The 14,035-nt window shown below is 53.8% G+C and carries 13 protein-coding genes and 1 riboswitch; of the genes, 1 reads left to right on the forward strand and 12 read right to left on the reverse strand.

The window, feature by feature from the left end:
• Window position 1: 1 nt before the first annotated feature.
• The 5 genes from KHA84_RS08975 to KHA84_RS08995 all read right to left on the reverse strand — a co-directional run bounded on the left by KHA84_RS08975 (window position 2) and on the right by KHA84_RS08995 (window position 5,069).
• The gene (locus KHA84_RS08975; protein ID WP_213423194.1) at window positions 2–790 is read right to left on the reverse strand and encodes a metallophosphoesterase; all 789 of its coding nucleotides are present in this window, start codon (window positions 788–790) and stop codon (window positions 2–4) included.
• 191 nt (window positions 791–981) lie between these two features.
• The gene (locus tag KHA84_RS08980; protein WP_213423195.1) at window positions 982–1,614 is read right to left on the reverse strand and encodes a CBS domain-containing protein; all 633 of its coding nucleotides are present in this window, start codon (window positions 1,612–1,614) and stop codon (window positions 982–984) included.
• 86 nt (window positions 1,615–1,700) lie between these two features.
• Complete coding sequence (locus KHA84_RS08985; RefSeq protein ID WP_213423196.1) at window positions 1,701–2,498, reverse strand: LysM peptidoglycan-binding domain-containing protein; 798 nt, start codon at window positions 2,496–2,498, stop codon at window positions 1,701–1,703.
• 65 nt (window positions 2,499–2,563) lie between these two features.
• Entirely contained in the window at window positions 2,564–4,036 is a 1,473-nt protein-coding gene (locus KHA84_RS08990) for a RecQ family ATP-dependent DNA helicase (protein ID WP_213423197.1), read from the reverse strand.
• The gene (locus tag KHA84_RS08995) at window positions 3,978–5,069 is read right to left on the reverse strand and encodes a YpbB family protein (protein ID WP_213423198.1); all 1,092 of its coding nucleotides are present in this window, start codon (window positions 5,067–5,069) and stop codon (window positions 3,978–3,980) included. Before KHA84_RS08995 ends, KHA84_RS08990 begins: the two co-directional genes overlap by 59 nt.
• Window positions 5,070–5,168: 99 nt before the next feature.
• Between KHA84_RS08995 and KHA84_RS09000 the strand changes: the two genes are divergently transcribed.
• The gene (locus tag KHA84_RS09000) at window positions 5,169–5,420 is read left to right on the forward strand and encodes a ferredoxin (protein ID WP_063179240.1); all 252 of its coding nucleotides are present in this window, start codon (window positions 5,169–5,171) and stop codon (window positions 5,418–5,420) included.
• 262 nt (window positions 5,421–5,682) lie between these two features.
• Here KHA84_RS09000 and KHA84_RS09005 read toward each other — a convergent pair whose 3' ends face one another.
• From KHA84_RS09005 to resB, 7 genes are all read right to left on the reverse strand, one after another.
• Window positions 5,683–6,270, reverse strand: coding sequence for an ECF transporter S component (locus tag KHA84_RS09005; RefSeq protein WP_272875276.1), 588 nt, complete (start codon window positions 6,268–6,270; stop codon window positions 5,683–5,685).
• Between the two features lie 163 nt (window positions 6,271–6,433).
• Window positions 6,434–6,565: riboswitch (FMN riboswitch) on the reverse strand.
• A gap of 105 nt (window positions 6,566–6,670) precedes the next feature.
• On the reverse strand, window positions 6,671–7,897 hold the full coding sequence (locus KHA84_RS09010) for an Ish1 domain-containing protein (RefSeq protein WP_213423199.1): 1,227 nt from the start codon (window positions 7,895–7,897) through the stop codon (window positions 6,671–6,673).
• Complete coding sequence (locus KHA84_RS09015) at window positions 7,894–8,427, reverse strand: RNA polymerase sigma factor SigX (protein WP_213423200.1); 534 nt, start codon at window positions 8,425–8,427, stop codon at window positions 7,894–7,896. Before KHA84_RS09015 ends, KHA84_RS09010 begins: the two co-directional genes overlap by 4 nt.
• Window positions 8,428–8,476: 49 nt before the next feature.
• Window positions 8,477–10,255, reverse strand: coding sequence for an ATP-binding protein (locus KHA84_RS09020; RefSeq protein WP_213423201.1), 1,779 nt, complete (start codon window positions 10,253–10,255; stop codon window positions 8,477–8,479).
• On the reverse strand, window positions 10,248–10,961 hold the full coding sequence (locus tag KHA84_RS09025; RefSeq protein WP_213423202.1) for a response regulator transcription factor: 714 nt from the start codon (window positions 10,959–10,961) through the stop codon (window positions 10,248–10,250). The genes KHA84_RS09020 and KHA84_RS09025 overlap by 8 nt, the downstream gene beginning before the upstream one ends.
• Before the next feature lie 219 nt (window positions 10,962–11,180).
• Entirely contained in the window at window positions 11,181–12,365 is a 1,185-nt protein-coding gene (ccsB, locus tag KHA84_RS09030) for a c-type cytochrome biogenesis protein CcsB (protein ID WP_213423203.1), read from the reverse strand.
• Window positions 12,362–14,023: a cytochrome c biogenesis protein ResB gene (resB, locus tag KHA84_RS09035; protein ID WP_213423204.1), complete on the reverse strand. Its 1,662-nt coding sequence runs from the start codon at window positions 14,021–14,023 to the stop codon at window positions 12,362–12,364. The genes ccsB and resB overlap by 4 nt, the downstream gene beginning before the upstream one ends.
• Window positions 14,024–14,035 lie beyond the last annotated feature (12 nt).

The raw sequence follows: 14,035 nt of genomic DNA on the forward strand, positions 1-14,035 counted from the left end.
TCTACAACTCTCCATTACTTTGCTTCTTTTGCGCCCTCAGCCTGATCACATGGTATTCAGCCGGGGCTCCGAGCCTGAGCGGTACGAGAGAAGTCCCGTAGCCGTTGCTCACGAGTACCACCTTTCCATTATCCGACCGGAAGCGGCCCTTTTCAAGCATCCCGAACCGGCCCAGCCGGATCTGGCCGCCGTGGGTGTGCCCCGCCATCCGAACTTCCGGGTCTCTGTGGCCCAGCATATCGAATACAGTTGGGGAGTGCGAGACAAAGATGACCACGTCCCCCTGCCTGACATTCCGGAAAGCCCGATCGACATCCACATTGAAAGAAGTGGTGTCATCCGTGCCGACAAGCATCCAGCGAACAGGACCCGCCATCAGTTCTGCCGACTCATTGTCGAGCACGGTCCCGCCCGAATCGGCGATGGCAGAACGGATCAGGCCCTCCCCGACTTCACGGTCATTATTCCCCCATACATAGTAAAGCGGACCTAGCGCGGAAAGCCGCCTGATGTTCCTGCGGATGCGTGATTCCGGGACGCCCCCTTCCGCAAGATCCCCACCGATGACCACGGCATCAAACGGACCGCCCGCCTCCTGTATCAGTTTCCTTGATACCCGGCGGCGGTGAATATCAGAGATAAAGAAAATATCAGGGCCGTTCCCGTCCCGCTCTGCACGAATGACGGCCTTATGCTCCCTGCGCACGGCCAGCTTGGCGTTTGCATACATTGCGACTAGCACACTGCCTGCCGCAGCCGTCAATACAGCGGCAATTGTTTTCGATTCCATTGCATCAACTCCCGTTTTCGGGACTCCTATACCCGATTTTCATAGGACGCCCGTCTTGACCTAAAGTATGCACCCTAGTGGAACGCGCCTCATGAAAATGGGGACCCGAAAAGGGATCCCCGTTAAAAGCAAACGGCAGCAGCTCGGGTCGCTCACCGCAGGCCACTGCCGTTGATAATGAAATTAACGTTTCAGTCTTCATCGTGGATGTGGAGAACACGGAAACCGCTTTTCTCAAGCTGTTTCAGGAACTGATCTTGGTTGTCGCTCTGTTCGATCTTAAGGACAATGCGCCTGATAAGCTTATCGGTCTCATCGAACGTGATCAGGGAAATGACGGATTCGTGATACTTGTGGAGCAGTTCCCCAAGACGGGCAATTTGTCCTTCCGTCTCTACCGAAGTAAATGTGATGCGGACCCCTTTCCGGCTCATCCCGAACGCGCTTTTCACCTGGTTGACAATGTCAGGGCGCGTGACGATCCCCAGGAACTGCCGGCCTTCGGTGACAGCGATGATCGGGAAGTCACTGATTTCCACAAATGACTTCTCGAATACGTCATTGATCGTCAATGTGATGTCCTTCCTGATGATGATGTCGTTAAGATTTGTTTCAGAAAGATAGGATTGCCGGTCCTTGCCGGAGTGGAAGTAGGCTTCGTACGTCAGATACTGGTTGATGATCCCTTTGTACTCATCACCGTCCAGTACCGGAAGTGCATCGATATCCTCTTGCCGGAGCAGCTCAAGAACGTTCTCCAGGGGCTCATCGATCTGGACGGTTACACATTTCTCTTTTGGAATCATGACACTCCGTACAAACATGGTCCCACCTCATCTTTTTGGTTTCTGTTACCTGGATATCTTTATTCGGCAGGAGAAACGGTCATTCCTTCAATTGTTCCGGACGGTTAAGGGATGACCAACGTCTGTCCGACGGAAATTTCGTTGGAGGAAAGTCCGTTTGCACGCTTGATCTTTTCAACGCCGTCACCGGAGCCATAATAATTCACCGAAATGCGGTAAATAGTTTCTCCAGGCTGCACGGTGTGGGATCCGCGATTGGCCTGTTGCTTTTCTTTTTCCTTTTCTTTTTCTTGCCTTTGCTGCTCAATGCGCTGCTGCTCTTCCAGCTTTTTCTGCTCCGCGATTCGGGCCTGTTCTTCTTTGCGTTTCTGCTCCTCGATCCGCTGCTGCTCTTCGAGACGCTTTTGCTCTTCCAGCTTTTTCTGCTCTTCCAACTTTTTCTGCTCTTCGAGTTTCTTTTGTTCTTCCTGACGTTTTTGTTCTTCTTGCCGTTGCTTTTCTGCCTGTTCTTCCGCTTCCTGCTCTTCATCTTCAGCAGCGGCTCCGCCCTTTGCCGGCGGCTCGGCTTTTTCCCCGGCGATCGATGTATCGATTCCGAGGTTCTGCTCGAGTTCGGCAGCATTGCTGCTTTCCATCGGATCGTAAAATTTATAAACATAGATAAATAGCGAAATCGGAATCAGCATGAACAAAACCAGCAACGTGTTGATCAGCGTGCTTCCCTTTGTTCGTTTCTTTTTTCCGGATGCCTTACCGGCTTTTTGTTTTTTCTTGGCTGACGGTTCCTTTCGGCCGAACAGTTCAGCTCTGGTCATCGGCTTGTCCGCAGAATCTTTGTCATCGGTCACCGCAATTTCCTTGCGGTGCTGCTCGAATTTCTGCCTGAAGTCGTCATTCGTCATGGCCGTCACCCTCCAGTAAAAGGTACGTAAATATATTATGACGAATGATGTCGGAAAAGTAAACGTTATTCCTCACCGGAAACTACGAACAAACTGTTGATCCGTTCTCTCCAGCCAAGTAGGCCGGAAGAGTTTCTTGCGGCTGTCCGCCCGATTAAAATTCGGGAGGAGTCAAGTCCGCATTCCGAACAGCAAAGGGCCGGCCGGACAGTCGGCGAGTATCCGAAAAGGCCAAGCGCCCTTGAACGGAGACAACCTGCCCCTTCTGCAAAACGGACCATCGAGAAGATTTCTTCCCTCTTCGTGTCCGCAAGCCTGTCCATCTGGATTGCGGCCTGTTCTGTTCCGAGTCTGTCCATCCAATACGAAACAACCCGGAGCGCGGTTTCAGAAAGGCCCGCACGCTCCCCTGCTTCTCTAATGTCCATGCCTTCTGCTACACATTTCCCGATAAAGTGAACAGTTTCCGGCTCCGGAAGGTCATCTGTGGCGATAAAGGCCGCCGTATCAGCATCGCCTTCCGAATAGAGAAGGGTGGCCAATGATTGCCGGCCATCTCTCCCGGACCTGCCGATTTCTTGGATATATTGAGCTGCCGATGACGGCAGATGGTCATGGACGATCCATCGGATGTCAGGCTTGTTGATCCCCATCCCGAAAGCATTGGTTGCACAGATCCATTCAAGTTCTCCATTCAGAAATTGTTGCTGGACAAGGATCCGGTCTTCGCCTTCCATACCCGCATGAAAAGCCGCCGCCACGATCTGCCTGCTTCTGAGGAGGCCTGCAAGCTCTTCTGCCCGCTTTCTGGACTGTACGTAGATGATGCCCGGCCCCTTCCACTGCGAAAGATGATCAAGGAGCCATTCCGTTTTTTCCTCACGGCCGGAAAGACGGATCAGTTCCATTGCGATATTGGGCCGGTCAGGCGTGTGGATGAACAGCTCCGGCTGCTCCATCAGCAAATAGTCAGCGATATCGCGGATCGCTTTTTCCGAGGCGGTCGCCGTCAGTGCGAGGACAGGAGGCCTGTCTTCCATATTTCCGAGCCAATCTCTCATTCTGAGATAATCAGGCCGGAAGTCAAAGCCCCATTGCGAGATGCAATGCGCTTCATCTGCCACGATATAAGCAATCCGAAGCTGCTTGATCCGCTTTGAAATATGGGGCTGGACAAGCATCTCCGGCGAGGTAAAAAGAAACCGGTAGCTTCCGAGGTTGGCCAGCACTTCAGCCCTCTCCTTTGGAGCAAGAAATGAATTCAAGGCCGCTACCCGCTTTTCACCCTGCATTTTCAGCTGGGCGACCTGGTCCTCCATCAGCGACAAAAGCGGAGAAACGATCAGTACCGTTCCGCCGAGTGCATGAACGGGGAGCTGATAGCACAATGACTTGCCCGCCCCCGTCGGCAATACGGCAATCGTGTCACGGCCGCGGATCACCGAGCGTATGACCTCTTCCTGGCCTGCACGGAATTCATCAAATCCTGTGACCTGTTTCAGCAGGCTGTCCAGGTTTACCGGGATCGTCATGTCCATCTGTCCCATCCTCCTTTCCGAGTCTTGCCAGAATCAGACGCAGCTGAAAATAGCTGAGCCCGGGAAACGACTTTTTCAAAACGCTCAGCTTGCGCGTAGCCAGCCGGGACGCTTCATTTTTGACAGCAGTGATATCCTCGGGTGCCGCAAAATTTCGCAGCTGAAACGCCGGATCGTTGATGGCGATTTCAACAAAGTGATCCTCGATCGTACTTATTTTCAGGTTTCTCTGTTTCGCGATTTGGTCCATTCCCAATCCGGTCCTGTACAACTCGGCCGTTTTCTTGGCAGAACCGGTCAGCGGACTTTCAGTCCTCACTCCCTTGGAGAGGGCGGCGAGCATCGGAGTCGGCCGTTTTTCAATGGCATCCAGCCAAATGTGGAGAGACTCCACCCACTCCACTTTCAGATCCATTTCGGACATGCCTGTCCACTCGGAAAGCTGGTGCCAGGTCATGCCGGACATCCCCTTTCCCGTGAGGCGGGCGACCAGACGGGAAAGGCGGCCATCTTCCATTCCGGTGGCTTCCAGACTGCTCCGGATTTCCAGGGCAAGATCTTCAGAATTTCTTCCCCTGAGTACCGTTGAAAACAGGTTTTTCACATCCCTCTGGACAGCGGGATCGGCGGTAATCGGCATAAATACCCGGTCCCCTGCAGACAGATGGGATACGGTCTGTATGGCGAGTGCGAGTCTCGCGAAAAACAACCGCTCCATGCCGCGGTATACCCAGCCATTCAGCCGCACCGGCTCAAGCGAAGAAGCCTTCTTTATGCCGGCACCGGACAAAAAGACAGTCCCATCTTCTTTTTCAGCAATCAGACCGGTAGCCAGCAGCCGCCGGTAGGCCAGGTCAAAATCGTTTGCACGCAAAGAAGGCAGCATCCCGAAAAACGGATGCAGCCTGTAATACTCCGTATCCTGCAGCGTCTGGCCCGACCGCTTCCCGTTCATCAGATGGAAGGCGGCGTGCTTATAGCGTTCACCGTCGATACGGCTGATGATGTTCAATAAAATGTCATCAAAGCTCATGGCACGCCTCCGCTGGATAAAGTGTTATCATTAGGATTGAAACAATATCGGTTCTGTCATATTCAGGACACGAGATTCATTTAAAAGGAGAGACCCAATATGCCGAAGTACACGATCGTCGATCAGGATACGTGCATCGCATGCGGGGCCTGCGGCGCAGCCGCCCCTGATATATATGATTACGATGATATGGGCCTGTCATTTGTTATCCTTGATGATAACACGGGCACAGCCGAAGTTCCAGAACTGCTCATCGAGGACATGGAAGACGCCCTCGACGGTTGCCCGACAGACTCCATCAAGATAGCCGATGCTCCGTTTGATGGTGACCCGCTGAAATATGAAGATTGATTCATATTGCACGGACGGACTGCAGACAAAGCGAGTGTAATACTCCTATGTCTGCGGTTTTTTGTTTGGATATCCTGTGTTGTTGGGAGCGGTATCATTTCACAAGCGTTGAGCTTTTGGATTTCGCAGGGAAACCGACGTTCCATTTTTCTCGTTTGTTCGAATTCAAGAAATCATTTAGGTTATTGCAAAAAGGGACCGACCCGGTGTTATCCGGTTCGGTCCCTGGATTTGTTGGATTGATGCTGTATGTTCCCTGGGATTACCCCAGGAAGACGGCCCGCTGTTTCTCGATCCACCGATGCATGCTGCGGAACAGGAGGAGAATGATGGCTGCCAGAATAATACCTTTCAGCAAGTTGAATGGCAGGATTCCGAGAACGATCATCTGGTACAGTTCCTCACCCGACATGACCGGGAAGTTCATGAACTTCACATAGAGCGGAAGGAACAGCACATAGTTGAGCAGGCTCATGCCGACCGCCATCGAAAGCGTGCCGAGAATCAGGCCTGTCGTCATCCCTTTGGCGGTGGACAGGCGGTGATACACCCACCAGACCGGCAGGATGAATAGGACCCCCGTAGCGAAGTTGGCCATATGGCCAACTGGAACACCGGTAGGGCTTCCCGAGAAGAGCCAGTCGAGGACGTTCTTGAGCAGTTCAACGAGGATACCGGCAACCGGTCCCATTGTAATCGCCGCGATAATGGCCGGCACTTCACTAAAGTCGACTTGCAGGAATGCCGGGAATGGCGGCAGCGGGAAGTTGAACAGCATTAGTACAAATGAGATGCTGCTCAGCATGGCTATTGCGATCATGGACCGCAGGCGCAGGTTTTTCTTCTTCATGATACTTTCTCTCCTTCTGTTGATCCTCTTCAACGAAGGAAGGACGACGGCCCTGAACACCTTGCCCAAATCAAAACCCCTGAACGGGAATCCGTCCAGGGGAGAAAGGCAAGCTTAAAACAGGCGTCACCTGTCCGCAATTTGCAGACGGAAACGGCCGTGCCTTCACCTTCTCCCATCCAGACTTTACTGTCGGCTTTGGAATCTCACCAAATCCTGCCTTGCGGCTCGCGGGCTTAGGGGCATGTGCCCCATCACCGCCGGTCGGGAATTTCACCCAGCCCCGAAGATGAATCAGTATGTGGTTATTTTTTATTACAACCCTATAATACGAAAAAGCAACTGATTTGTAAACTGTTCTGCCCTAAGTTGTTCAGATAATATGACCAACACAATCAGCCTATTGGCCCGCAATGCTTAAATAGATGCCATTCGGCCCTGCCGGTATTGGCAGCGCCTCTTCAAGCTGATAGCCGGCAGGCGGATTGACGGCGTTCTCAAGGCGGACGCGCAGGTGATGTTGCGCAGCGGTCAGCACAATTCCGTCGATCATCCGGGTGGCTTCCTGTTCTTCCATCCTGCTGAAATCAAACGGTTCCTCAAAACGGATTGTCATCACATCGCCATCGGCGGGTAGCTCCACGATGAGATTGGCTTCGTCCGGAATGAGCGGTTCGAACAAGCCGGTTGTCCGGCCCTTCATCAGTTCGATGGCCTCTGCGGCATCAGCCGGCTCAAGATGACGGTCCGGTGCAAGAACGGTGGTCCCGTCGCTTTTCTCATAGGCGAAGTAGACTGCCCCCTCCGATTCTACCGGGATTTCCGGGAACTCGCCCACCTGCTCGAATTCTGCAGGAGTACCCCCCTCATCCCGCAACAGGACGGTTTCTTCATTCCTGAATGTTTCCTGGACCGACTCCGTAAATGTGGTGATTGCCGCACTTGCAAGGTCATAGGGGTGGCTTCCGGACAAGGTCAGCTTCAGACCATCTCTGTCCGTGCTAACTGTCCCCTCATATGGGTGATAGTCATCAAAGCCGAGTGCTTCTTCATCAATCTGGGGAGCGTAGCGGTTATACAGCTCAGCATCGCCCGGCGACACGTCTCCAAAATCCTTGGCAACAACAGCTTCCGGGATCAGGTAAGTGACCGGCACGACTGTTGCCGCGTCGACGAGACCAATCCGGAACGTCACGAATCCTTCTGCCGCCCCAGGGTAGACTGCTGCTCCGAGAAGCCCTGCTTGTTCACCTGATTCAGCGCTGCGCAGGCCAATCTCTTCATCAGAGGCAGTTTCAGTTTGTTCAATGGAATCTTCACCTTGGGGGGCTGCTGACTCACTTGCCGTCTGCGCGGCATCATCGGCGTGCTCGGATGCAGAGTCACTGACACTCATTTCACCGCCCCCGTCCATGAGGGACGGAATCAGGATTCCTGCCGCAAGAAAGGCGGCTGCGGCCACTCCGGCCGGAATCCACTTCCTGCTCCGGGACGGCCGCTGAGCCCGAAGGCGAGGATCGGCCTTTAGCCGGGCCAGCACTTCATCGCGGCTGCGTTTGTCTTCGGGTTTTGGCACGGACTTTAGCCAGCGTCCGATTTCTTCGTCATTCCATTTGTCTTTGCTCATCGTCCGCCACCTCCCCGTCCGTCCGATACTTCCAGAAGTTCTCTTGCTTTTTTCAATGCCCGGTGCTGGGTAGTCTTGACTTTCGCCTCTGTCCAGCCGAGCACTTCTGCCGTTTCCGCAATCGATAATTCCTGCAGGAACCTCATGATCAGCACCATCCGCTGGTCTTCCGTGCAATCATCCAGCACTTTGAACAGCCCGATCATCTCATCTCCATGGACGGCCGCTTCTTCCGGTGTCGGTCCCCTGTCGGCAGGTTGCTCTGTATCCCAATCAAATGACTCGTCTGTCCGCTTTCTCCTGACGGACGAACGGCGAAAATGATCAAAAGCCACATTCCTCGCGATGGAGAACAGCCAGGTGCGTTCACTGCTTTTCCCCTGAAAATTTCCGTATGATTTTAAAACACGCACGTACACTTCATGCAGCAGATCTTCGGAGAGCATCCGGTCCTTCGTCAGGTAGATGAGGAACCGGTATACATCCTGGTGGTATTCCTCGTAGATCCGGTGAAACACGGATTCATCCATCAGCTGCCCTCCGTTCACTGGAATTGGTCGCCCGAAAGGCGGAAAAGTTTCATAGCTCTTCAAATGGGATGCTGAATGTCATCGTCGTCCCTTTCCCTAGGCGGCTTTCCGCACGGATCCATCCACCGTGGGACTCGACGATGTTCTTCGCGATCGCAAGACCGAGCCCTGTTCCGCCTTTTCCTCTGGTCCTGGCCTTGTCGGCCTTATAAAAACGTTCAAACACGTATGTCAGGTCTTCTTCCGCTATTCCGGAGCCGGTATCGGCAACTGCAACTTCAAGCAGACCCTCGTCAGCTGAAGATCTGACGTCGACGGTGCCTCCGGAAGGGGTGTGCCGGATGGCGTTGTCGATCAGATTGGTCATGACTTGTTCGATCCTGTCCTCATCCAGGTCAACGACGGCTTCCCCGGCGCCTGTCGCATCTACGTTCAGTGTGATATCGGCATCCCTCGCCTTCTGGACGAACTTGGACGCTATTCTCTCCACCATAGGCCGTATTGCGGTAGGTTCCTTGTACAGCCGCATATAACCGGATTCGAGACGTGTCAGATCAAGTGTGTCATTGACCAGTCGGCCCATCCGCATCGCTTCGTCACGGATGATTTTCATCATTTCCTCCCGGTCTTCTTCCGTTTCGACAATTCCGTCGCTCAGCGCTTCGGAGTAACCGATCAGCATGGAGATCGGCGTCCTCAGCTCATGTGAGATATTGGCGAGGAAATCGGTACGGACCTTGTCCAGCCTGTGCTGTTCCGTCATGTCCCGGAAAACTGCGACCGCTCCCCGGATATAACTTCCGCTGTAGAGCGGGCTGATCGTGATATCGAAATATTGGCCGTCCAGGGCCAGTTCATCCTCGACTTCTTCCGAGTACATGACCACATGATTCAGCATGCCGGTGATTTCGTCCGGGATGTCGCCATCTTTGTCTTTCCTCGCATCCTTCCATTTTTTCAGCAGACGGTCTGCCGGCGGATTTGTCAGCAGAATCGAGCGGTCACGGTTAAATGAGATGACCGCATCCGTCATCGAGGTAAGGATGTTCTGAAGCTGCTCTTTTTCCTGGCCGATCACTTCCAGGTTGTGCTTGACTTGCCGTCCCATTTTGTTGAAAGCCACTGCCAGGTCACCGATCTCATCATGTTGGGGAGTCGGAACTTCTGTATCGTAACGGCCTTCCGCAAGGCTGTTCGCCGCTTCCTTCAGCTTGCGGAGCGGAGACGTGATCCTTGAAGAAAGGAAAAAGGCAAAAAAGGTCGTCAGGACAAACGCGATAAATGCGGATAACAAGACGATATAGTTTGTCTGTCGGATGTTTTCATGGACGGCCTCCATGTTCTGATAGACAAATACCGCTCCATTCAGCTCATCCCCTTCATGAAGCGGGGCCGCAAGGACGGAATAGGTCTCCATGCGGTTCGCATCCTCGGCAGACGGAAGGTTCATTTCCTTGACCACCGGGGAGTCCTCGCGGAACACACTTGAAAGTTCTTTGTCATTAAGGAGGATCGCCCGGATTTTGGCGCCGTTGTCTTCCTCATGGAAGGCGCCGATCACCTTTCCCGATACATCGGCGATGACCGCACTCGTATCCTCGCCCAGAAGATCGTCGATCACATAGATCGAGGTAGTCGGATCTTCGTGCTGATCGACGATTTTGGAGACGGTTATTGCCTGCTGGCGCAGCGTATTCTCTGCCTGGAGGCCATAGAAGTTCCCGAGAAATTCAAGAAGCAGGACACTTACGATAAACAAGACAAATGAAACGAGAAGCAATATGGTTGCCCATAGCTTCCCGACAATGCTGTTCCATATCCTATTCATTACCGGCCTCGAACTTGTAGCCCACACCCCATACCGTCACGATCATCTTTGCAGCACGGGGAGAGACTTTGGTCAGCTTCTCACGCAGCCGCTTGACATGCGTGTCCACTGTCCGCAGGTCACCGAAGAACTCATAGTGCCACACTTCTTTCAGCAACTGTTCCCGGTCGAACACTTTGTCCGGGGTTTTTGCGAGGAAGTAAAGCAGCTCGTATTCCTTCGGCGTCAGGTTCACTTCCTTGCCCTCCGCAGTGACACGGTGCGCGTCGTTGTCGATCATGAGATGCGGGAATACGACCAGGTCTTTCGGTGCCTGAGGATCGACCGAAGCATAGTTCGCCGAGCGTCTCAGAACAGCCTTGACGCGCAGTACGACCTCGCGCGGGCTGAACGGCTTGACGATATAGTCATCCGCACCCGCCTCGAACCCCTGGACGCGGTTCGCCTCTTCACCTTTTGCCGTCAGCATGATAACCGGTGTCATCTTTTCTTCACGGAGCGCGGTGCACACTTCCACGCCGTCCTTGCCCGGCATCATGATGTCGAGGAGGATGCAATCATAGTCGCGCGCAAGCGCCATCTCAAGCGCTTCGTCGCCGTCAACAGCTTCATCGACTTCATAGCCCTCCCGCTCAAGGTACATTTTCAGCAGTCGCCGGATGCGTTCTTCATCGTCGACGACGAGGATGGAAACCTGTTCAGTCACAAACCATTTCCCCTTTCACCTACACTGCTCTTCACCTTCTATTGTACCTTTCAGAGCGGGAAATTGAAAACGAATCGTCTGTTGGCGGAACCCCCGGGAGGGCCCGGTCCAAGCTCAGCGATTACCTCCCATTGCTTGAAACGATTATTATCTCGGCTGGCCGGCGAGTAACAACAGAAAAGCCCCTCCGGATTCGGTTTCCGGAAGGGCTTTGTTGGTTCAGGCATATGAGTGGAGGCCAGCGATAACGAGGTTAACAGCCACCAGGTTAAACATGATGATGGCAAACCCGATGACCGCAAGCCAGGCCGATTTACGGCCTTCCCATCCGCGCGAGAGGCGGAGGTGAAGATAAGCTGCGTAGAACAGCCAGGTGATGAGCGCCCAGACTTCCTTAGGATCCCATCCCCAGAAGCGTGACCAGGCTTCGTGCGCCCAGATCATCGCGAAGATAAGTGCTCCTAGAGTGAAGACCGGGAACCCGATCAGGACAGACCGGTAGCCGATCTCATCCATAAGCTGCGAATTCGCTTTGACTGCAAGCGGCTTTACCAGTTCCGCGATGCGGCGGCGGCTGATCAGCCGGATCAGGAAGTAAAGTATGGTCCCCCCAATGACGGACCAGGTGAATGTAGTCAGCGTCTTGGCATTGATGATCGGCGGCATTTCAGCCAGCGGTTCCATCGTCCCTTCCGTCTTGGCGCTATATTCGTTCATCCCGAACAACGGCGGGTTGTGGTACACCACTTCGGCCGGAGCGCCGTTTTTGTCGACATAGTCGAACGTCGCTTCATAGCCGGCAGCCCGGAAGCCGACCGAAATCACGATGAATCCAAGGACCAGTACGAGCGTAAACATGATAAATTCAATCCATGTCCGTTCTTTGGACTTTTTCGTCAGATCAATGTTTTTCAGCAGGTAGATCAGGCCGACAACCGCCGAAATCGCAAGGATCGCCTCGCCGAGTGCTGCCGTGATGACGTGGATGGTCAGCCAGTAGCTCTGGAGCGCCGGAATCAGCGGCTGGATGTCCCTGGGGAACATTGCCGCGTAGCCAAGAATGACGATGGCGATCGGCAGTGCGAAGAGGCCGACCATCGGCGAATTGTAGAGGAAGTAGAACAGGATCGCCGCTCCGACAAGCAGCATGCCGAATGCCGTAGTGAACTCGAACATGTTGCTGACCGGTGCATGGCCTGAAGCCATCCATCTTGTGATGAAGTAGCCGAGGTGAGCCAGGAACCCGAGAATGGTCACCGTGATGCCGAGCTTGCCCCAGCGTTTATTGGAGGCGGAAGCCTCGTTCTTCGAACCTTTCACCGCGCCGCCGAACAAAAGTGTTCCGACGAGGTACGCAATGAATGCGGCGAAGAGGAGATTTCCGCTAAGGCTTACTAAGTTCATGATTTGGGATCTCCTTCCGGTTTATCCGTTTGTGCTTCTTTGTCGCGCTGGTCGGTGTATGCAGGAAGTCCGGCATATTCAGTTGCTGCATCCAATTCACGCTGCAGGGCCACCCAGTTCTTGCTTGTGTGGCCGGCAACCTGGATTGTTCCGTCTTCCGACTTCCTGATCCAGAATCTGCGGTGATTAAAGTAGGATCCCTGCACGACGCCGATCATGAAGATTACACCGCCGAGCACGATGACCGGAATGGTCTTGTCCTTTCGGATCGTCAGACCGGACACGTTCCGTGTATCGGCCTTCTGGAAGGAAAGCTTATAGGTGTTTTCTCCCAGGGGCTCGAGGGTCTGGCGAATCGCCACGAAGCTTGTTTCGCCCTCCGGTGTTTCCGGAGTCACCATCTTGAAAAGGAAGGCCGGATTGTTGGGCACAGGAGTCGCCGACTGGGGCTCTCCGTCTTCAAATCCGCTAAAGTCCGGATAGTAGTCAAGCAGTTCCACCTTGGAGCCGTTTCCTAAATCATACTCTTTCTCCGGATTGGCCAGGTTGACGGTCAACTCCCCGAGAGATTCACCGGTCTCCTTGTGTTCAAGCGCAAATGTCATCGCACTGAGCTCGTCCTGCTTAAAGTCCATCTGGAAGATATGGAAGCCCTCATGCTTGAGCGGTTTGTTGACGACAATGGAATACTCCTTGACGAGTTCAGCGTTGGTCGAACCGGGCAACGCCCCTTCCGGCGTCTCGTAAAGCGCGACATCCGTCTGGTAATTCGAAGCGACTGTGCCGACGCGTTCGATCGCCTCGCTAAACACTTCGTCGGTGTTTTCTTGGGTATACACATCGAACGTGAACCCTTTGTTCTCGAGATAAAGACCGGGGGCGCCTTTTACGGCCAGGGTCTCCCCTTCACGGATCCACATCGATTCATCGACATAGAAACCGGGAATAGCCCGGAGCATGACTCCGAACAGGAAAATAATGAGGCCCAGGTGATTTACATAAGGTCCCCAGCGCGCCCAGCGCCCCTTCTCAGCCAGAAGGGCTCCGTTCTTTTCCCGTATGTTGTACCGCTGTTCCTTGAGCTTTTCGGCAGCTTTCTTCATGACGGCATCCGGATCATCCACGCGTCCCTCGCCGTAAAGGCGCTGACGCTTCAGGAAGCTCGGGTGCCGGTCGATCCGCTGGTTCTTCAGGGATTTGTAGAGCGGAATCCCGCGGTCCAGACTTACGACGACGAGTGAAATGCCGAGCATACCGACAAGTGACATAAACCACCAGGAACCATAAAGGTCACTTAGTCCGAGTGCGTTATAGAGCTTGCCGAACACGCCGTAGTTGTCTTCATAATACTGTGCAGCCTGCGCCTCATTCGCACCGCCGCCCGGGATGTAGAACACCTGGGGGAGGATAGTCCCGATCGCCGATGCGACCAGGATGGCGATGATGATGCTGACTCCAATTTTGACACTGGAGAAGAAGTTCCAAATCTTGTCGACCACCGTCCGCTTATGGGTCATGGAACGGATGGCGGCACCATCATAGCGCATGTCTGCCAATCTTTTTGATTTTTCTTCGGTTGAAAGCGGCCGCCCGCAGTTCTGGCAGATGTCCGTTCCTTCGGGGTTGAGGTGGCCGCATTCACATTTGATCGAACTCATGGTTGTCAGGAC

This window comes from Bhargavaea massiliensis, assembly GCF_018390575.1.
Lineage (GTDB): Bacteria > Bacillota > Bacilli > Bacillales_A > Planococcaceae > Bhargavaea > Bhargavaea massiliensis.